This is a genomic window from Dolichospermum heterosporum TAC447, from assembly GCF_024584745.1.
In the GTDB taxonomy this organism is placed as follows: domain Bacteria; phylum Cyanobacteriota; class Cyanobacteriia; order Cyanobacteriales; family Nostocaceae; genus Dolichospermum; species Dolichospermum heterosporum.
This window is the reverse complement of sequence record NZ_CP099464.1, coordinates 3,930,731-3,950,137: the sequence shown is the minus strand read 5'-3', so window position 1 is coordinate 3,950,137 and position 19,407 is coordinate 3,930,731. Positions and strand designations below refer to the sequence as shown.

General features: G+C 34.8%; 20 protein-coding genes and 1 tRNA gene. 16 read left to right on the top strand and 5 right to left on the bottom strand.

Features of this window, described 5'->3' with window-relative positions; translation table 11 throughout:
* Nucleotides 1-2: 2 nt before the first annotated feature.
* The 10 genes from pstB to NG743_RS26710 all read left to right on the top strand — a co-directional run bounded on the left by pstB (nt 3) and on the right by NG743_RS26710 (nt 8,742).
* The gene (gene pstB, locus NG743_RS17650; protein WP_027402489.1) at nt 3-782 is read left to right on the top strand and encodes a phosphate ABC transporter ATP-binding protein PstB; all 780 of its coding nucleotides are present in this window, start codon (nt 3-5) and stop codon (nt 780-782) included.
* 79 nt (nt 783-861) lie between these two features.
* Nucleotides 862-1,458: a chromophore lyase CpcT/CpeT gene (locus NG743_RS17645; RefSeq protein WP_027402490.1), complete on the top strand. Its 597-nt coding sequence runs from the start codon at nt 862-864 to the stop codon at nt 1,456-1,458.
* Between the two features lie 121 nt (nt 1,459-1,579).
* Nucleotides 1,580-1,651: transfer RNA gene (locus NG743_RS17640), tRNA-Cys, on the top strand.
* 189 nt (nt 1,652-1,840) lie between these two features.
* Nucleotides 1,841-2,170: a CU044_2847 family protein gene (locus NG743_RS17635; protein WP_257120574.1), complete on the top strand. Its 330-nt coding sequence runs from the start codon at nt 1,841-1,843 to the stop codon at nt 2,168-2,170.
* Nucleotides 2,171-2,184: 14 nt separating this feature from the next.
* Nucleotides 2,185-3,054 carry a trypsin-like peptidase domain-containing protein gene (locus tag NG743_RS17630; protein WP_257120573.1) on the top strand — a complete coding sequence of 290 codons (870 nt, stop codon included), beginning with the start codon at nt 2,185-2,187 and terminating at the stop codon, nt 3,052-3,054.
* 111 nt (nt 3,055-3,165) lie between these two features.
* Entirely contained in the window at nt 3,166-3,411 is a 246-nt protein-coding gene (locus tag NG743_RS17625) for a DUF2887 domain-containing protein (RefSeq protein WP_257120572.1), read from the top strand.
* A gap of 237 nt (nt 3,412-3,648) precedes the next feature.
* Nucleotides 3,649-4,092: a hypothetical protein gene (locus NG743_RS17620; RefSeq protein WP_257120571.1), complete on the top strand. Its 444-nt coding sequence runs from the start codon at nt 3,649-3,651 to the stop codon at nt 4,090-4,092.
* Nucleotides 4,089-4,718: a hypothetical protein gene (locus NG743_RS17615; RefSeq protein ID WP_257120570.1), complete on the top strand. Its 630-nt coding sequence runs from the start codon at nt 4,089-4,091 to the stop codon at nt 4,716-4,718. Before NG743_RS17620 ends, NG743_RS17615 begins: the two co-directional genes overlap by 4 nt.
* A gap of 16 nt (nt 4,719-4,734) precedes the next feature.
* Complete coding sequence (locus tag NG743_RS17610) at nt 4,735-5,733, top strand: AAA family ATPase (RefSeq protein ID WP_257120569.1); 999 nt, start codon at nt 4,735-4,737, stop codon at nt 5,731-5,733.
* 120 nt (nt 5,734-5,853) lie between these two features.
* Complete coding sequence (locus tag NG743_RS26710; protein WP_306459799.1) at nt 5,854-8,742, top strand: formylglycine-generating enzyme family protein; 2,889 nt, start codon at nt 5,854-5,856, stop codon at nt 8,740-8,742.
* Nucleotides 8,743-8,825: 83 nt separating this feature from the next.
* On the opposite strand, the gene NG743_RS17600 is transcribed toward NG743_RS26710, so the two are convergent.
* Nucleotides 8,826-9,221 (bottom strand): hypothetical protein, encoded by a 396-nt coding sequence (locus NG743_RS17600; protein ID WP_257120568.1) that lies wholly within the window; start codon nt 9,219-9,221, stop codon nt 8,826-8,828.
* A 365-nt stretch (nt 9,222-9,586) separates the two neighbouring features.
* On the opposite strand from NG743_RS17600, the gene NG743_RS17595 reads away from it, so the two are divergent.
* The 4 genes from NG743_RS17595 to NG743_RS17580 are packed head-to-tail and all read left to right on the top strand — an operon-like array spanning nt 9,587 to nt 12,199.
* Complete coding sequence (locus NG743_RS17595) at nt 9,587-9,862, top strand: hypothetical protein (RefSeq protein WP_257120567.1); 276 nt, start codon at nt 9,587-9,589, stop codon at nt 9,860-9,862.
* A 9-nt stretch (nt 9,863-9,871) separates the two neighbouring features.
* Nucleotides 9,872-10,486 carry a 2OG-Fe(II) oxygenase gene (locus NG743_RS17590; RefSeq protein ID WP_027402498.1) on the top strand — a complete coding sequence of 205 codons (615 nt, stop codon included), beginning with the start codon at nt 9,872-9,874 and terminating at the stop codon, nt 10,484-10,486.
* Nucleotides 10,487-10,521: 35 nt separating this feature from the next.
* The gene (locus tag NG743_RS17585) at nt 10,522-11,646 is read left to right on the top strand and encodes an AAA family ATPase (protein WP_257120566.1); all 1,125 of its coding nucleotides are present in this window, start codon (nt 10,522-10,524) and stop codon (nt 11,644-11,646) included.
* Nucleotide 11,647: 1 nt separating this feature from the next.
* The gene (locus tag NG743_RS17580; RefSeq protein WP_257120565.1) at nt 11,648-12,199 is read left to right on the top strand and encodes a hypothetical protein; all 552 of its coding nucleotides are present in this window, start codon (nt 11,648-11,650) and stop codon (nt 12,197-12,199) included.
* Here NG743_RS17580 and NG743_RS17575 read toward each other — a convergent pair.
* The 3 genes from NG743_RS17575 to NG743_RS17565 all read right to left on the bottom strand — a co-directional run bounded on the left by NG743_RS17575 (nt 12,153) and on the right by NG743_RS17565 (nt 15,781).
* Nucleotides 12,153-13,349, bottom strand: a complete 1,197-nt coding sequence (locus NG743_RS17575; protein ID WP_039204531.1) for a 1-deoxy-D-xylulose-5-phosphate reductoisomerase — start codon at nt 13,347-13,349, stop codon at nt 12,153-12,155. The two genes, NG743_RS17580 and NG743_RS17575, sit on opposite strands and share 47 nt — an antisense overlap.
* A gap of 48 nt (nt 13,350-13,397) precedes the next feature.
* Nucleotides 13,398-14,891 carry a glycosyltransferase family protein gene (locus tag NG743_RS17570; protein ID WP_193963879.1) on the bottom strand — a complete coding sequence of 498 codons (1,494 nt, stop codon included), beginning with the start codon at nt 14,889-14,891 and terminating at the stop codon, nt 13,398-13,400.
* 284 nt (nt 14,892-15,175) lie between these two features.
* A complete protein-coding gene (locus NG743_RS17565) occupies nt 15,176-15,781 on the bottom strand; it encodes a Uma2 family endonuclease (protein WP_257120564.1) in 606 nt (201 codons plus the stop codon).
* A gap of 241 nt (nt 15,782-16,022) precedes the next feature.
* Between NG743_RS17565 and NG743_RS17560 the strand changes: the two genes are divergently transcribed.
* Nucleotides 16,023-17,204: a putative hexosyltransferase gene (locus tag NG743_RS17560; RefSeq protein WP_027402504.1), complete on the top strand. Its 1,182-nt coding sequence runs from the start codon at nt 16,023-16,025 to the stop codon at nt 17,202-17,204.
* An 11-nt stretch (nt 17,205-17,215) separates the two neighbouring features.
* Complete coding sequence (locus NG743_RS17555) at nt 17,216-18,616, top strand: DUF2079 domain-containing protein (RefSeq protein WP_027402505.1); 1,401 nt, start codon at nt 17,216-17,218, stop codon at nt 18,614-18,616.
* Between the two features lie 274 nt (nt 18,617-18,890).
* Here NG743_RS17555 and rbp read toward each other — a convergent pair whose 3' ends face one another.
* Nucleotides 18,891-19,223 (bottom strand): RNA-binding regulator, encoded by a 333-nt coding sequence (rbp, locus tag NG743_RS17550; RefSeq protein WP_027402506.1) that lies wholly within the window; start codon nt 19,221-19,223, stop codon nt 18,891-18,893.
* Nucleotides 19,224-19,407: the final 184 nt, after the last annotated feature.

Genomic DNA, 19,407 nt, shown 5'->3' with positions numbered 1-19,407 from the left:
TCATGAGTAACTTAACTACTGCCATCCAAGTCAAGAATCTTAGCTTTTACTACGGAAACTATAAAGCTATTGAAGGGATATCATTAGATATCTATAAAAACCAAGTTACTGCATTAATTGGTCCTAGCGGTTGCGGTAAATCCACATTCATTAAAACCATTAATCGGATTAGTGAATTAGAAGGAAAAGTCAAAGTTGAAGGTCGGATAGAGTTCTTTGGTCAAAATATCCATGATCCTCGCATTAATATCAATCGTCTGCGTCGAGAAATTGGCATGGTATTCCAAAAACCCAATCCTTTTCCCATGAGCATTTATGAAAATGTAGCTTATGGTGTGAGAATTGCTGGTAAATCTCCAAAAGTAGTATTAGATGAAATTGTCGAATCTGCCCTTAAAGGTGCGGCTTTGTGGGATGAAGTCAAAGATAAACTTCATCAGTCTGCCACAGGTCTTTCCGGTGGACAACAACAACGTCTCTGTATTGCTAGGGCTTTGGCTGTTAAACCCAAGGTATTGCTAATGGATGAACCCTGTTCAGCCCTTGATCCAATTGCTACAATGAAAGTGGAAGAATTAATTCACCAATTGCGAACAGAATTCACAATTGTGATTGTTACCCATAATATGCAGCAAGCAACTCGTGTTTCTGATTTTACTGCCTTTTTTAGTACCGATGAAAGTCGCATTGGTCAAATGGTGGAATTCGGGGAGACTAGTCAAATCTTTCGTAATCCTCTAGATACTCGGACTCATGACTATGTGTCTGGACGATTTGGTTAACTACAACACCGAATGCGTAGTTTGAGCGTCATCAGGATTTAAAATCAATAGCATTCCTATTCCTAAATCCCAAATTGGTATGACTCATTCTCCAGATATTGCCACTTTAGCAAGGTGGATGGCGGCTGATTTCAGTAATCAAGCCCAAGTTTTTGAGAATCCGGCTTTTTTTGCCCATATTCGTGTATGTATGCGTCCCCTCCATTGGGGGGTGTTATCAGGTGTAAGTTTGTTTGTCGAACAAGCTTATGACTATATGTTGAATAAGCCTTATCGGGTGCGGGTATTACATCTGACAACTGTGGGGGATAAAATCCATATTGAAAACTATACTGTCAAAGAAGAAAAGGATTTTTACGGCGCTTCCCGCGATTTACCAAGGTTGCAGACTTTGACAGGCGATCGCTTGGAAAGGCTTTCTGGTTGTAACATGATTGTAGAGTGGACTGGGACCAAGTTTAAAGGCACAGTCGAGCCTGGAAAGGGCTGCATTGTCATCCGTGACGGGCAAAGAACCTATTTAGATAGTGATTTTGAACTTGATGGTGAACAGTTCATCAGCCGCGACAGAGGGCGAAATCCTGACACCGATGAGCATATCTGGGGGTCTGTTGCTGGTCCATTTTACTTTGTGCGCTGGGCGAATTTTGCCGAAGAAGTGAAATTAAATCCCTAATCTCCACCCAAGGACAGGCTTTGCGTCTGTCCAGTCTGTGAAAAACATCAATCTTCAAAAAAAATTCTCCCAGATAGTGCAAATTCACAAAAATGGTGCTACTATTAGTAATTGTGAGTGCGGCGACATAGCCAAGTGGTAAGGCAGAGGTCTGCAAAACCTCCATCCCCCGGTTCAAATCCGGGTGTCGCCTTTATATATTGTCTGAATCAGGATATCCAGGATTTAGGCAATCATTACAGGGGCGGGTTTAATACTCGTCCCTAATTTTTTGGGTAAACGAGGGGAGTTTTTGAATTAATTGGTGTGATTTTTTACTTTTACAATATGCTGAAAATATTTTATATTTAACATTGCATAGCTTAATTAACAGAATATATGTATGCCAAAAAAACAATTAGTTGAATTTACCCTAGAAAATGGGGGTAAATTTTTGGTGGAAGTTGAAGAATCAGAAGATACATCTATTTCTACGGAGAGAATCGCTTTACCATCTGGTCGAGAAATTGAAAAAGCACAAAAAACTTTTGAAGAAGCTTTAGAGAATATTAAGCCCGTAGTTGCCAGCATTAGTCACAAATTTAAAGACTTAGGACCCAAGGAAATGGAAGTTAAGTTTGGAATCAAACTCAGCGCTGATGCTGGTGCTTTTATCACTTCTGTCGGTGGAGAAGTTACGTTTGAGTTGACTGTGAAATGGAGTAATGACTAAGATTAGTAGATTTTATGTCAACTGAAAATTATTTTCAAGTCTTTAAATGTGCGATCGCTCGCATTTATAATAAACAGGGTAGAGTTGTTGGTGCTGGTTTTTTAGTAACTCAGTACCATCTTCTTACCTGCGCTCATGTAATTACAGCAGCTTTGGGTATTGTCACTAATACACAAGACTCTCCAACTGATATCATAGAGGTTGATTTTCCTCTGATTGCCCCTGGACAAAAAGTAAAAGCCAAGGTTGTATTTTGGCAACCTGTGAACCCAGGACAGAGTAAGGAAGATATTGCAGGATTACAGATAGAGGATATTCTACCAACGGGAGTGAGTCCTGTAAAACTTGTCATCACTTCAGATTATTGGCAACATAAATTTCGCATTTTTGGCTTTCCTCAAGGACATGATACTGGTGTTTGGGCTGACGGTGAACTGCGTGATATTCAAGCTACACGCTGGATACAGATAGAAGCTATTAAAGTTCCTGGGTATCAAATTGAGCCTGGTTTTAGTGGTTCTCCTATTTGGGATGAATCATTACAGGGAGTGGTGGGAATGGCTGTGGCCGCAGAGAAAAAGCGAGAGGGTGTGAAAGCGGCATTTATGATGCCTACAACTGTATTAGTTGAAACTTGGGATTTTTTAAATCAAGCCATTCAGCAAAAACCAATAAATTCTTCTCCCTCTTTAAGTCGGGTACAAGAAATTAAAGCTAGGGAATTGAACAAACGTTTGGCAATTTTAGAAGGGGATTATGAAGCAGTTTATAACCAATTGAATTATACGGAAAATGCCGAAAGTCGTAATAATTTACAACGACAATTAGACAGGATTGAACAGGATATGAATGATGTCGAGGAACAACTAAAAATGATTGGGTAATCACCATTTTCGAGTTTAGGGGTTTAGCGAATAGAATTCGGAAACCCACGCAGGTGGGTTTTGCCTGTGTAGACGCGGTTTCTAACCGCCCCTTTAATTAAGATTAATTTGGTGAAAAAAGCAGATGCAGAAAACAGTCGTGATCTTTTAGAATTAGTAGAGAGAATGTTGATTTACAAATTTTCATCCTATAGCCGTCAGGAGTTGGAAACAATGTTTGGATTAACAGAATGGCAACAAACTCGATTTTATCAAGAAGTTAAGGAAGAAGTTAGAGAAGAAGTTATGGAGGAGGTTGAGGAAAAAACTAAGTTAAAAATAGCTTATCTATTGGCTGACAAACCCGCCCAGAAATGATAGCGTGGCGTAAGCCATATTTCCGGGCTAATAGCGAAAGTAAACTTGAGTTTACTAAATAATTTTTGGTTTCCTTAGTCATCTTCAGATGACTTTTGCTATTAGACTGGGAATTCATTCCCAGGCGGGCTAAAGGTTTCACGTTAAGTTGACACCAATGAAGCTCTTGCTTTACCCCTACCCATGAAATCAAATGATTCAACAATTTTAAGTATAAATTATGGAGATTTTTATAATATGGAAAAACCTAATAATATCAAACTTCAGCAATTAGAAAAGAGATACCAAAATATAAAACAGGATATTGAAAAGCTTAATAACCAATTGAATCATACGGAAAATGCTAGAACTAAAAATAACCTAGAAAGAGAAATGAACTCTCTTTATGAAGAATTGGAAAAGATTGATCAGGAAACAAAAGGACTAAAATCTTCCATTAAAAAAAATGATAGATTTTCTGCTAAACGTTCATTTTTATCATATTTAGCTAATCGTTCCAGCCAAGAATTTGAACTAACAGAAGCCATTAAAAATCGTGATAAATCTCGTCTGTTGGTTTGTATAATTCATGGTGATGAACTTCAAAGCCATTACAAGTTTTTAGAACGAATGCAAAATGATTTTCTCCCTCATGTGCTGGATTTAGACCAAAATAAAACTACAGTGAAAATCAAAAAATGATGTATTCTTCAGAATTAAAAAATCTGAATGAACTACCAAAGTATTTATTAATGAATCTTGCAAAAAATCTTGTAAATAAAGGTAACACATCTTTAGAAGAAATTAACGAAATTATTAATAAATCTAGTCCTATGATTGTTCATACTGATCTAATTAGTGATGATTGGCAAAAACAAGGATTACATATTTTGAATAAATTATTAGAATTTTGGCAAGATTCGCATAATAAAAATACTCTAAATAAAGAAGTAATTATTTGCATTTGTGTTAAATATATACGTATTGAATGGACATGGAATATATTGGCTTTTTTTAAGCAATATCGTTATCAACAAATAAATAAGAAAATGCGTAAACACATTCAAGAATTTTCATCAATTACTAAAAACTATGACTCTTTATCAGTTATTATTTTATCAGAACTAAAGGCTGTAGGGAGAGCAGATGTTGAAAATTGGGCTGATTGTGAACATACTAAAAATTTTATTGGTGAAGATAAAATTCAACAATTAAAAGATAAAATTGGAGATATGTTTGATAAATGGCAAAAACAAAAATCATCTAGTAAGATTCCTATGCGGTATTTAGCTGACAATTTACTAGAAATACTAGAACATTTACATTAATTAAAGAAGACTTAACATGAAATTACCAATCTACACAGGTCAAGGAACCCGTCAAGGTGAACTACCAAAACAACTCCCAGATTCTCCCCTTTCTCGATTATTAAATCCTGAAAAATACATTGCTGATGAAGGTTTGCGAGATGCCTGTAATGTGGCATTATTATTAGGACAACCTTTATTATTAACTGGAGAACCGGGAACGGGTAAAACTCAACTAGCTTATAGTCTTGCGTGGGAACTGGGATTTGGTGAAGTTTTGAAATTTGAAACTAAATCTACTACTGTTGCCAGAGATTTGTTTTATACTTATGATGCTTTAAAGCGATTTCAAGATGTGCAAACTGGTTTTCCTTCAACTCAGATATTAGATTACATCACTTACCAAGCTTTAGGAAAAGCGATTTTACGTACTCGTGATGTAGAGGAAGTAAAAGAATTTATTTCCTCAGAATTTTTTAATACTGAACAGAAACGTTCTGTAGTTTTAATTGATGAAATTGATAAAGCACCCCGTGATTTTCCCAATGATTTACTTAATGAATTGGAATTGATGTATTTTCGGATTCCAGAATTAGGAAATCAAAAAATTGTCGCAGATGAAAAATTGAAACCAATTGTAATTATTACTAGCAACTCTGAAAAAGATTTACCCGACGCTTTTCTGCGACGTTGTATTTATTATCATCTGCCTTTTCCTAAAAATGAGACATTGCAGAATATTATTGCTAATCGGTTGGGAATGAATATTAGTGATCCTTTTTTACAATCAGCGATTAGTTTATTTAAAAAATTCCGCGAACCTAGAAGTAATTTAATAAAAAAACCTGCAACGGCTGAATTATTAAGTTGGATTATAGCTTTACAAAAATTTAATGGTAGTTCTGATATTCCTTTAAAACAGAATCCAAATTTAATTTTCACTACCCTAAGTAGCTTAATTAAAACTGCTGACGACAAAGAAAAAGCCAAAAAAGTTGTAGAACAATGGATAGCAGAACAGAACATAACAACCTAAAACAAAACAATACAGTTGTAGGTTGGGTAGAACGAAGTGAAACCCAACATTTATTAACAATTATTGGGGGTTGTCCCACCATTTTGAAGATCAAGAAAAAGCCAAAAAAGTTATAGAAAAATGGATAAAACAATAGAAGTAGAAAATAATTTAGATTGGCTAAATCCTGATGTTTTGCTAGAGTTTATTGATAAACTTAGGGAAGCAGGTTATAGCATTGGCATATCTCAATATATCGCGGCACAGGATTTAATTTTAATTCTGATTTCTCAAGGTGAAAATTTTGATAATCCAGAGAGGTTGAGGAATTTACTAGCACCTATATTTTGTAGTTCACAACTTGAACAAGAAAATTTTAACCAGTATTTTGATGATTCGTTTAAATCTGTTAGTCAAAATATTTTTTTAACAGAAGAAACAACAGCAGAAAACCAAACATCTTTAGAACCAGAAAAATCCATAAAACCTCGTTCTCTGCTATTGATACTACCGTTGATAGTTATTATTTTTCCAGGAATTCCTCTATTTGTAATATTCAATAATGTTCTTAACCAACCAATTGTAAAACCCCCTAATCCACCAACAACAAAACCTACGAATATACCAACTAAACCACCTGATATTATACCACCAACAAAACCTACGAATATACCAGACAAAAATTCTATAAATTGTACTGAAAATATACCCCCAAATACTATTAACTGGCCAAGAGAATTGGCGTTTTTCTTAACTCCTGCTGCTTTATTTCTAATTTCGAGAATGTGGTGGTTTTGGTTAAATCGTCAATTGTTTTTGCGACGTTATGGGACGACAAACCAACCTGAACTACAGAATATTTCTATTGCTGATTTTGATATTGAGCAAGAATTGTTCCCGACAATGATATTTATGCAAATTGCTCGAAATCTCAGACGACGGATTCCGATTCCTTCCAATCAATTAGATATAGAAAAAACTATTGATGCAACTTTGCGTCAAGGAGGATGGTTAAAGCCGATATATCGTAATTACCAAATACTTCCAGAATATTTGTTTCTGGTTAATCGCACTAGCTTTCAAGATCATCAAGCTCAATTTATAGAAGAAATAATTGAGCGTCTGAAAAAAGATAATGTTTTGATTACCAGTTATTTCTTTGATGATGATCCTTTAATTTGCTTTCCTAGTCATGGAGAAAGTTCTCCTCTCAGACTTGATGAAATTATTAGTAAATATGACCATAATTATCTGATCATAGTTTCAGATACAGCGAATTTTTTCAGTGTTATTAGTGGTGAATTAGAACCTTGGGTAAATCAATTTACAAGCTGGAAATATCCAACTTTTCTGACACCAAAACCCATAGCAAATTGGGGTTATCAAGAGTTTCAAATAGCTCAAGAGTTCATGATTTTACCCGCTACAGCAGCAGGATTAGAGATATTTAGCCAAAAACCCTGGAATGGACATAATTTAAAGCCTCTCTCTTTGCAGGAGAGAGGTTTGGAGAGAGGTTCAACAATACCCATACCGCAAACGCTGCGACTGCAATCTTATCGCTGGTTAGAACGTAATTCTCTAGAACCTGAAAAAATCGCAACTATGTTGGTTTCTCTGCGGGAATATTTGGGGGAGGATAGTTTTTATTGGTTTTGTGCTTGTGCTGTTTTTCCTGAGTTGCAATGGAATATAACTATTTATTTGGGTAATGTGTTGAAAACAGCAGTAGGAAAATCTCTTTTAGAAGTTGATTCTTTGACTAATTTGGCGCGTTTACCTTGGTTTCGTTCTGGTTATATTCCAGATTGGTTGCGTGTTGATTTGATTAAGGAATTAACTCAGGAACAAGAGCAGGAAATCAGAACTGCACTAAAAAACTTACTCAATCAGGTTAATCATACTTCTGGAAATGGGTGGAAGTTATCAATAGCAAAAATGTCTGTAAAAACTATTTCTGAAGATAGTCTATTACAAGATTATCTATTTTTGGATTTTATGACTAAACCATCTTTACTTGATCTCAAAGTACCAGAAAAGTTTAGTCAATTATTGCCAAAACCCAAAAATCAAGTTTCTAAAAAAACGCAAATCAACCGCAGACGATTTTTGCAAATGGTCGGTTTAGGAGGTGCAGGTTTAGTAACAGCAGTAGTGGGTAATCAGATCTTAAAACCTAAAATTTCAGAACCTATCAAAGCTTCTCGTACTTGTAAGTTTGAGGTACTAACAGTAGATTCCCAAGGAAAAATTATTGACCGTGTTTTTAGTCAAGCAACCTTTTTTACTGAAGATTTGGGTAATAATATAACTTTGGAGATGGTGGAAATTCCGGCTGGTTCTTTTATGATGGGTTCACCAGCATCAGAAAAGGGTCGGAGTCAAGATGAAAGTCCACAACATCAGGTAAATGTACCTGCTTTCGCTATGGGTAAATTTGCAGTGACTCAGGAACAGTATCAACAAGTTATGGGTGAGAATCCCGCTGAGTTTAAAGGAGGAAACCGTCCTGTTGAACAGGTATCTTGGAATGATGCGGTGGAGTTTTGTAACAAGCTAAATCAAATTAGTCAGAAAACTGGGCGGAAATATCGTTTACCCAGCGAGGCAGAATGGGAATATGCTTGTCGTGCAGGGACTAATACACCCTTTCATTTTGGGAAAACGATTACGAGTGACTTAGCTAATTATAACGGGTCTACGGTTTACGCCTTTGAGCCAGAAGGTAAATACCGTCAAGAGACAACAGAAGTAGGTAGTTTTCCGCCTAATAGCTTTGGATTATATGATATGCACGGTAATGTATGGGAATGGTGTCAAGATGATTGGCATGATGACTATACAAATACACCTAATAATGGTATTGCCTGGACTAGTCAAAGCGGTAATGCTAAAGTGCTGCGCGGTGGTTCGTGGAACAACATTCCTGGAAGCTGCCGTTCTGCCTACCGCAACTACGACAACCGCGATCTCAGGAACGGCAGTATCGGTTTTCGCGTTGTCTGTTTTAGTGCGGCGAGGACTCTTTAGCCCTTTGCACTCTTGCGCTTTTGCGCTTTGCTCTTTCTTCTCTTTACCCCTACGAGCGTAGCGAGACGATTTTTTTGTCTGAATCAGGATGTCCAGGATTGAAGGATGTACAGGATGGTTTGATGGTTTTGTTGATGGGTTTTTTGATCATGATTTTTATTGGTTGTTTTATTAAGGTATTCTCTGGAAATGTCATTGTCTGAATCAGGATGTCCAGGATTGAAGGATGTACAGGATGGTTTGATGGGTTTTTTGATCATGATTTTTATTGATTGTTTTATTAAGGTATTCTCTGGAAATGTCATTGTCTGAATCAGGATGTCCAGGATTGAAGGATGTACAGGATGGTTTGATGGGTTTTTTTGATCATGATTTTTATTGATTGTTTTATTAAGGTATTCCCTGGAAATGTCATTGTCTGAATCAGGATGTCCATGATTGAAGGATGTACAGGATGGTTTGATGGGTTTTTTGATCATGATTTTTATTGGTTGTTTTATTAAGGTATTCTCTGGAAATGTCATTGTCTGAATCAGGATGTCCAGGATTGAAGGATGTACAGGATGGTTTGATGGGTTTTTTGATCATGATTTTTATTGATTGTTTTATTAAGGTATTCCCTGGAAATGTCATTGTCTGAATCAGGATGTCCAGGATTGAAGGATGTACAGGATGGTTTGATGGGTTTTTTGATCATGATTTTTATTGATTGTTTTATTAAGGTATTCCCTGGAAATGTCATTGTCTGAATCAGGATGTCCAGGATTGAAGGATGTACAGGATGGTTTGATGGGTTTTTTGATCATGATTTTTATTGATTGTTTTATTAAGGTATTCCCTGGAAATGTCATTGTCTGAATCAGGATGTCCAGGATTGAAGGATGTACAGGATGGTTTGATGGGTTTTTTGATGGGTTTTTTGACCATGATTGTGAAATACTATAGAAATGTCAAATATCCTGTTAATCCTCTAATCCTGGATATCCTGATTCAGACAAAAATTAAACTCAATATCCATCAATTTAAGAATATGAAATACTATAGAAATGTCAAATATCCTGTTAATCCTCTAATCCTGGATATCCTGATTCAGACAAAAATTAAACTCAATATCCATTAATTTAAGACCGTGAAATACTATCAACAACATCCTAACGCCTTTCCTGTTCAATATCTCCAGGACTTGTGGGGAGAAATCCAAGCTTGTCCCTATTTCGCTATTAATAACCTCAACCGAGATTTTATTAATACTAAAGGCTTTTCTGTGGTATTTCAGCGTCAGGGTTTAGCAGAAGTTGTCCAAAAATTCCCCTATTTTAAGCCTTATTTAGATTTGGCGCTTTTACCCAATTGTAATGCTTTTTATTTGAATCCTTTATTACTCAAAGCAGGTTCTCGCGTTGACCCCCATATTGATCGGTCTTTGCGTTCCTATTGTAAAACCGTTGAACCTCCTGCATTTGTCAGCGTGCTTTATGTGCGCGTACCAGAGGATATGGAGGGGGGTGAATTGGTGCTAAAATCGCAAAAACGCCAAGTTGGACAAGTTAAACCCCAAACCAATTCTTTAATTTACTTTCAGGGTGATTTAACTCATTCTGTGAATGCAGTGACAACTCCTGGAAATCGCTTAAGTCTTGTGTGTGAACAGTATAGTTTGAGTGAGGATGAACTTGAGGAAATACCCCAGTTTACATTAGAGTCCAGGGCGAATCAAGGGAATGGGAAAAAACAAAGGAAGTAAGTTACAATGTTAGGAATTTATATATTGTTTAAGTTATGAAAATCATTTCACTTAGAATCAAGAATAATTTTTTAGGTTGGGATTTTGATGAAGTTGATTTTTCATCAAATTTAACTCTTTTGGTAGGTGTTTCCGGTGCAGGTAAAACTCAAATTCTGCGTGCAATGCTTAATTTGAAAGATATTGCAAATGGAGAAGCAATAAACGGTTTTGAATGGAAAATAAAATTTTGTACAATAAATGGTTCTGAGTTTATTTGGGAAGGTAGGTTTAATACTCTTGAATATGAAACAGATGAGATAATTTTTGTTGAAAAAGAACCACCATCATTACTCTATGAAAAATTGACTTCAAAAAATGATATTCTAATTGAAAGAAGTCAAGAAAAAATAAAATTCAAAAATCAAGAAATGCCTAAACTTTCTTCACATCAATCAATGATATATATCTTAAATGAAGAAAGCCTTATAAAAGAAGCTTATAATGATCTAAATAAAATAGAAGATAGTGACTATACAATAAAAAATCAGATGTTAAATAGATTATTACTAAATGAACCTTTGCAATCTCTACAAGAAAAATATAAAACGTTAGAGGATATAGTAAATAGTAGCGAAAACATTTATGTTAAATTACATTTAGTTTATGCAAAGAAATTAGATGTTTTTAATAAAATTAAATCAATATTTATTGATAATTTTAATCAAGTAGAGGATATGAAAATAGAGATTCTTCATGACACATATGCTCAAATAGATATTTTTTCATACCCGTCTATTTTTATCAAAGAAAAATCTGTAACAAAATGGATTAAAGATAATAGGATGTCTTCAGGTATGTTAAAGACATTTATTCATATTAGTAAAATATATCTTTCAAGTCCAGGAACTGTAATATTAATTGATGAATTTGAAAACAGCTTAGGGATAAATTGTATTGATATATTGACTGATGACTTAATTCATGAAAATAAAAATTTACAATTTATAGCTACCAGCCATCATCCTTATATTATCAATAATATTCCCTATGAATATTGGAAAATAGTTACTCGAAAAGGTGGACACATTAGCATTCGTGATGCGTCAGATTATCATTTAGGGAAATCTAAACAAGAAGCATTTCTTCAACTAACCAAAATTCTGGGAAAACAATCGTAATATGAATTTCTATTTTGTATTTGAGGGTAAAACAGAAGCGATTGTTTATAAAAAGTGGTTATCTGTACTTCTTCCACATTTAACAGAAGTGGATAGTTTTGATGCTGTCAGTCAGAATAACTATTATTATGAAAGTGATATGGGTGTTCCTGACTGTTATCGAGTTGCTGCTAATGCTATTCAAGAAATTAACGAAGTTCCAAAATATGATTATTTGGTGCTATTCACAGACGCAGATAGATTGACGATTTCCGAGAAAAAAGCAGAAGCATTCGAGAAAATTCAACTCAATTTACAAAATAAACCTTTTCAAACTTTACCAGAAAATTGCAAATTAGAAGTTATTATCCAAAAAGTTTGTATTGAAACTTGGTTTTTAGGAAACAAAAATTTCTTTGTTAGGAATCCCCAAAATAATGAACTCTTAAAGAAATACATTAAATATATTCAACAACAAGATCCCCGACTTCTTCAAGAAGTCGGGGATCTATTTATTCTATTTATTGTTACCCTACAGAAATTATCTGTGGCTGAATTGCTACCTTTTCCATAGCTGTGAAAACTTCTTGTCTAGCCCATTTATCTGCTGCCAAAATGTCATCTAAAGAGGGATTTTGTTTGTTATCATTTTGATGGCGATCGCACACAAATTCAATACACCGAGCAATATCCAAATAGTGAATTTTTTCATCTAAAAATAACGCCACAGCTTGTTCATTAGCCGCATTTAACACCGCCGGCATAGAACCACCAGCCCTCCCCGCAGCATAAGCCAAACCCATACAAGGATATTTTTGATGATCTGGTTCACGGAAAGTTAAATCACCGGATTTCACTAAATTCAATCTTTCCCAATTAGTGTAAACGCGCTCCGGCCAAGATAAAGCATAAAGTAAAGGTAAACGCATATCCGGCCAACCCAGTTGAGCCAAAACAGAAGTATCTTGTAATTCTATTAACGAGTGAATAATACTTTGAGGATGAATAACAATTTCGATGTTGTCATAATCTACCCCAAATAAATAATGAGCCTCAATTACCTCCAAACCCTTATTCATCAAAGTTGCCGAATCTACCGTAATTTTTCGCCCCATTGACCAGTTAGGATGTTTAATAGCATCAGCAACCTTTACCTCTGGTAATTTTTCCACAGGCCAATCTCGAAAAGCACCCCCAGAAGCAGTCAGCAATATCTTTCTTAAACCATCTTTAGGAACACCTTGCAAACATTGAAAAATAGCGGAATGTTCGGAATCGGCTGGTAATAGTTTCACTCCGTGTTTTTCCACCAAAGGTAGCACCACAGGAGCGCCAGCAATGATAGTTTCTTTATTTGCTAAAGCAATATCTTTGCCCGCTTCAATAGCTGCAATGGTTGGAAGTAACCCCGCACAACCAACAATACCAGTAACAACCGTCTGAGAATCGCCATAACGAGCAACTTCTATCACTCCCGCCTCCCCAGCCAGTAAAATGGGTTGAGGATTTAAGTCTTTAATGGCTTCTTTAAGTTCCGGTAATTTCTCAGCAGCAGAAATAGCCGCGATTTGGGGACGAAACTGGCGAATTTGCGCCGCGAATAGCTCCACATTCCGTCCAGCAGCCAATCCCACAATGCGGAATTTATCCGGGTGTTCAGAGACGATATCTAAGGTTTGCGTACCAATCGAACCAGTAGAACCAAGCAGAGTAATAGCTTTCACAATTATTTAATAATTAACGCTAATTTTAAATATAAATTGCTTAGGCTACTAATTTCCCGATTTTTTGAGAACAGAATTGATCTCACGATCTATAATCTGAGTACAAGAACCTGGACGCTTATAAACACAAGTTCCTTGCCAACATTTTTGTAAAGTATAATTCTTATATTGAGATGGTATAGATATATCACCAACAACGTAATTAAAACCTGCTTTTAGTGCTGCAAAATCTGCTATCTTCTCAACTGGAAATATAGGAACATGATGATGAAAATATGTATACCCTCCTGATAAAGCCCAATTAATACCCCAAAGACCAAGACCACAAACAGTATTTTCTTTACTTAAGCTTTGTAAGGCTAATAAATTATTAGTTGCAGCATATAAATGGGTGTTTTCTAAGTCAGTACCAAAGGTAGAAAAATTCAAATTATTATAAATATTAAATCGGCTCATGAGAGCAACAGAAGTGGAAGTCCAAAGGGAAAGACAAATTAATATTGCTATAACTATTTTTTGATGTGACTTCCATTTGCGCGACAAATTTAAAACTAATTCTGCTGTGCCTATTCCTGCTAATATCATCAGCATTGATAATGCTGGATAAATGAACCGATATTCTTTATGAGCTAAGAAACTATGAGACAAGATAATAATTAACGCCGACCATGCCAAAATAGGCAGACGACGTGAACCTATCAGCACAAGAATCATAATCGGCAGAAATAGCCAAGACCAACTTTTTAGCAATAAAATTAAATATTCATACCAAGGAGAAACCCCATAAAGTTTACTTTTACCTTCCACAAGGTTCACCCAAATATTTAACCAAAAAGATTGAAAAGGATAGGACCACGTAAAAGCATCAACAGTTCCAAAAATAAGTATAGGAGCAAAAATTCCTCCTAGCATAGGCAACCACTTTTGCTGCCAATCTTTTCTACAAATATAAATGACAACAAAAGCAATGCAAGGTAATAAATGTATTCGTAATGCCAAAGATATTCCCAACAAACATCCTGATAAAAATAGTCTATTCCTGAGTGGAAATGAATTTTTGTTCAACCCTAAATATATTCCTGGTAACAAAAAATGTGTAGCCACGACTTCAGTAAAAGCTTTAGGAGAAAAGTAAATAAGTTCAAACCAGATAGTACAAATACCCGCACAAATTAAAGCTGTAATTGTTCCCCCTACTTTTTTTCCCCATAGATATGCTAATAAAATATTACTCAAAGAAAGTAGAGACAAAAATATATTACTTCCTATTAAGTATCCAGTAGAACCTTCTCCCAGCCATGCTGTTAAACGCATAATACCTGCTAAAATGGCTGGTAATACCCAAGAGCGAATCCCGTCTCGAAATTCCCAGGTAACAATACCATTACCAAAAGCAAGTCGGTGTGCAGGTTCTAGGGTTTGGAAAATTTCATCTGCCCAAAATATATTAGGAAATCTTAAAGCAACACCAACCCGCAATATTAATGCTAGGAGAATTAGGAGGCTTAATAATAGATTATCTAAGTTAAATTTGCGATTCATCTGTTATTCTAACTAAAAGAAGTTATACCAATTTTATCAGAGGCTGCACAGAATCATGAAATCCATGAATTCATCCGAATTTATCTGCGGTCAATAATTATTAAAATCCTATTCCATGCAGTTTCATCTTAATTTGGTAATAAGTAGGTGAACACAATAAAATCAAACTGTATAAAGAAATGTAAAATCGCCCAAACCCTCTTCACTCTTGCCTTTTGCCTTGCCATAACGACAATTTTCAACACCAACCTACTTATTTCCAGAATATTATGAACAGACAACATTTACCCATTTTTTTCTGTTTCTGCTTGCACAAGTTCAAACTTTACTTTATTGTATAAATCTTGTAAAGAAATTTCAAAAGGTATGGTTTCCAGAGATATGTTTCCATCTTCTGCATCATACTCACACAAAGTCCATCTTTTTTTCCCAGTTTTGAAAAATTGTTCTACATGAATGCGGTTTTGATCAATTAATAGATATTCTTGAAAAGTGGGAATTGTTCTGTAAGCTGCAAATTTATCTTCTCTATCATAACTTTTGGTAGATTTGGATAAAACTTCAATAATTACCTGGGGATTTGTGATTGTATCTGTCCGATTATTGAAAAATTCCGGCTCATCTGCAATAATGATCACATCTGGATAAGTGTATATTAGTTTTTGAGGTATCCATAGACGCATATCACTGTTAAAAACCTCATATTTGCCTTGTTGTCTAAAGGCAAAATTCAGCCTAGCGTAAAAATTACCTGTAATCCGGTTATGATTTATAGATGCACCAGCCGTAGGAATTATTTGTCCGTCAATATATTCGCTTTTATACTCAGCAGTGGCTTCTAATTCCAGATATTCTTCTGGGGTGTAATATTGCTTTGCTATTAATTGCATATTTTTGATCAGAAAGCGATGTTCGTTAGTTTAACATATCAGTAATAATTATTGATTAAGTTTTTATCTATTAAGTTTCTAATACTTTTCATCTGTTGCATTAGAGATTCAACCAAAGTATGGTAAATTATAATACGTTAGTAATAGTAAAATTTTTACTAAATAGATCAATAATAGTACGGTATTTCCTATTTTTCTTAAAGTAAAATTTACAAAGATAAAAATATCATAATTAATAATCATGAATAATTCACACAAAACATTATTGAAGTCAATAAAAGATAAGTTTGATCATATATTAATTCCCAGATATTTGGCAATTGGCATTATCTTTGCTATAACAATCAGATTAGTTTGTGTTCCCAATAAATCAGTAGATTATAAATATTTTTTAGATCCTTGGTATGATTTTATCGCGTCTCACGGTGGTTTCAGTGCCTTAAAATATGGCTTCGCTGATTATACACCCTCATATCTTTACTGGCTTTTGATTGCCTCTACTCTGCTTTCTGGATTACCAAAAATTCTGGCAATTAAACTTTTTGCCATGAGTTTTGACTTTATTTGTGCATTTTTTACTTACAAAATTGTCAAGCTTAAATATCCTGTGGGGAGAATGGCAAATTGGGCTTTTTTAGCCGTTATCTTAAGTCCCACCGTAATTTACAATAGTTCCCTTTGGGGACAATGTGATGTTATCTATACCACGGGATTAATTGCTTGTGTTTACTTTTTATCTATTCACAAACAAATTCCTGCATTAATCAGTTTTGGGCTGGCACTTTCATTTAAATTACAAGCAATGTTTTTAGCACCTTTGTTATTAATTTTATTAGTTAAAAAAAGAATATCTTGGTTATACTTACCAATAATTCCTTTAGCCTATCTAGTAGCAATGTTGCCAGCTTGGATTGCTGGTAGACCAATAAAAGAATTACTATTGGTATATTTTGAACAGTCTAATAAATATAAAGAACTAGCTAAAAATGTCCCTAATCTTTATCAATGGATTCCTAATGAGTTTTACAACATTGTTGTGCCTATAGGGTTAATGTTAACTGTAACTGCCATACTTTTATTAGTGTATCTTGTTTATAGAAATAAATTAGAAATTACTCAAGATAGACTGATATATTTAGCTACAATGTCAGTATTTTTTATGCCATATCTTTTGCCAAAAATGCACGAAAGATATTTTTATCCTACAGATATTTTGTCTATTATCTTTGCTTTTTACTTTCCTCAATATCGTTGGGTAGCAATATCGGTGCAACTGGCATCATTTATTAGTTACTTGGGAACTCCTATATATATTCAATTGTTTTCTATTCCTTTAGGTTTTACTCTTTGGTTTATTGTGCGAAATTGTGATATGATCTACCAGAAATCAAAGCCTGATTTTTCCTTAAACATCAATAAATAATAAATTCTAATGTGGAAAAATTAATACCTAAAAATAACATTTCCGTAATTATTAGTATTAGTGCCTTAATTTTATTAGCAGCTAGTATTATTCGGCATGAGTTATTTAATTCATCTGGAGATTTAGCATTTTTTGATCAAACAGTTTACTTAATTAGTCAGGGAAAATTGCCAACTTCCTCTGTACTTGGTTTTCATGTTTTAGCTGATCATGCTGCTTGGATTTTGTATCCTATCGCCTTACTATATAAAATATATCCTCATGTCTATTGGTTGTTTGTAGTTCAGTCTGTTGCTTTGTCTTTAGGTGCTTTTCCTACATATTTACTTGCATTACAAGCAGGGTTGAAAGACAATCAAGCAATAGCAATGGTAGTTGTTTACCTACTATATCCAGTCCTATATAACAGTAATTTGTGTGATTTTCATCCAGATACTCTTGCTGTTCCTGCACTTTTGACAGCAGTTTTAAATGCAAGAAGCAAAAAAGTATTTTGGTTTTGTATAAATGTTTTGGTAGTATTGGGATGTAAAGCTGTACTTTCCTTGACAGTAGCAGCTATGGGTGTTTGGTTGCTACTATTTGAAAAACGGCGTTTGTACGGTTTCATAGCTATTATTAGTGGTTTAGCATGGTTTGTAATTGCTAACAAAATCATTATTCCTTTTTTCGGTAGCGAAGCAGCATTAGTCAGTCGGCATTTTTATCGTTATAGCTATTTAGGAAATTCATTTTCGGAAACATTACAAATTATCTTATTTCAACCAAAAATTATTATTAGCAACATTTTATCGTCTATAAATTTAGAATATTTGTTTTTTCTATTAGCACCTGTAATCTGGGGTTTAATACCTAAATACATGACACCATTAATAGGTGCGATTCCTTGTTTAGCATTAAATATACTTGCTGATCATCCTTCACAAAAAAACGTAATTTTACATTATTCTTTACCAGCAATTCCCTTCATAATGTTAGCATTAATTGCTAGTATTGCAGCAGATAAAGCATGGCTAAAACAAAAAAGAGTAATTTTTTTATGGTCTTTAATTTGGTTTTTGATTTTAGGTAAATGGGGTTTCTTTATTTCCAAATATCTTAATTCTGTAGATAATTGGCAAGCTACTAAAGAAGCAATATCTTTAGTGAAAACTCAAGACAGTGTGTTGACTACAGATGTAATTACTCCACATTTAACCCATAGGCAACAGATTAGTTTTAAATATAAACTCCATGAGTTGAATAATTTTCATTATATATTACTTAATACCCGCCATCCTGGCTGGGGCGCAACAGTAGAAGATTATAATAATTTGACTAAGGAATTAAAAAAGCGTTCTGATTTTAATTTAAAATATCAACGTGATGATGTATATCTCTTCGTATATAAAAAAATGGCATTGCCGATTTGAGGTATGAAGATAATTTTTGATGATTTTACAACCCTTGTAGAGACGTTACATGGAACGTCTCTACAGCTAAATTCATAAGCTGTTGTGCATTTAGTTTGTATAATTCTAGCGGGCAAGATGCTACAAAGTTCGAGTAAATTATGGTTATCAAATTTAGCTGCGTAACAGCTTACTTGGTTTCAGCAACGCCAAAAAAATTACCCACCCCGCCGACGGAATAGGCAATTTTCAAGAATTTAATAACTAAAAAACTTTAGTTAGATTTGGCTTAGACTTAATAGCGACCACCGCCGCCGCCGCCGCCACGGTTGCCACCGCCACCGCTGTAGCCACCACGTCCACCACCACCTGAAGGACCTCTGTCTTCTTTGGGTTTTGCTTTGTTTACTTTCAAATCACGACCCATCCATTCAGCACCATCAAGGGCATCAATAGCAGCCTGTTCTTCAGCATCAGTACCCATTTCCACAAAACCGAAGCCGCGCAAGCGACCTGTCTCACGGTCAGTGGGAAGCTGAACACGTTTCACAGCACCATATTCCGCAAAAACTTGACTCAGCGCATCTTGTGTAACTTCATAAGAGAGGTTACCCACGTAAATTGACATAGAATATTTCCAAAATCATAAGAGTGTAGAGATTTAGATTTCGGAGAAAAGTCTGTAAATACCAAAAGGGAAAGCCTGTCAATACTAACCACAAACATCACTGCCGAATTAATTCCCACTTCTCAATGATTACACAAAAAATCATAATTGTGGGAAGAAGTTAAAAAAATGTTGTAAAAAGTCA

Coding starts and splice junctions, on each gene's coding strand:
- NG743_RS26710 (WP_306459799.1), top strand. CDS start 5,854: ATGGATAAAACAATAGAAGTAGAAAATAATTTAGATTGGCTAAATCCT.
- NG743_RS17615 (WP_257120570.1), top strand. CDS start 4,089: ATGATGTATTCTTCAGAATTAAAAAATCTGAATGAACTACCAAAGTAT.
- NG743_RS17635 (WP_257120574.1), top strand. CDS start 1,841: ATGCCAAAAAAACAATTAGTTGAATTTACCCTAGAAAATGGGGGTAAA.
- NG743_RS17580 (WP_257120565.1), top strand. CDS start 11,648: ATGAATTTCTATTTTGTATTTGAGGGTAAAACAGAAGCGATTGTTTAT.
- NG743_RS17600 (WP_257120568.1), bottom strand. CDS start 9,221: ATGATCAAAAAACCCATCAAACCATCCTGTACATCCTTCAATCATGGA.
- NG743_RS17560 (WP_027402504.1), top strand. CDS start 16,023: ATGAATAATTCACACAAAACATTATTGAAGTCAATAAAAGATAAGTTT.
- NG743_RS17570 (WP_193963879.1), bottom strand. CDS start 14,891: ATGAATCGCAAATTTAACTTAGATAATCTATTATTAAGCCTCCTAATT.
- pstB (WP_027402489.1), top strand. CDS start 3: ATGAGTAACTTAACTACTGCCATCCAAGTCAAGAATCTTAGCTTTTAC.
- NG743_RS17565 (WP_257120564.1), bottom strand. CDS start 15,781: ATGCAATTAATAGCAAAGCAATATTACACCCCAGAAGAATATCTGGAA.
- NG743_RS17610 (WP_257120569.1), top strand. CDS start 4,735: ATGAAATTACCAATCTACACAGGTCAAGGAACCCGTCAAGGTGAACTA.
- NG743_RS17620 (WP_257120571.1), top strand. CDS start 3,649: ATGGAAAAACCTAATAATATCAAACTTCAGCAATTAGAAAAGAGATAC.
- NG743_RS17630 (WP_257120573.1), top strand. CDS start 2,185: ATGTCAACTGAAAATTATTTTCAAGTCTTTAAATGTGCGATCGCTCGC.
- rbp (WP_027402506.1), bottom strand. CDS start 19,223: ATGTCAATTTACGTGGGTAACCTCTCTTATGAAGTTACACAAGATGCG.
- NG743_RS17585 (WP_257120566.1), top strand. CDS start 10,522: ATGAAAATCATTTCACTTAGAATCAAGAATAATTTTTTAGGTTGGGAT.
- NG743_RS17595 (WP_257120567.1), top strand. CDS start 9,587: ATGTCATTGTCTGAATCAGGATGTCCAGGATTGAAGGATGTACAGGAT.
- NG743_RS17645 (WP_027402490.1), top strand. CDS start 862: ATGACTCATTCTCCAGATATTGCCACTTTAGCAAGGTGGATGGCGGCT.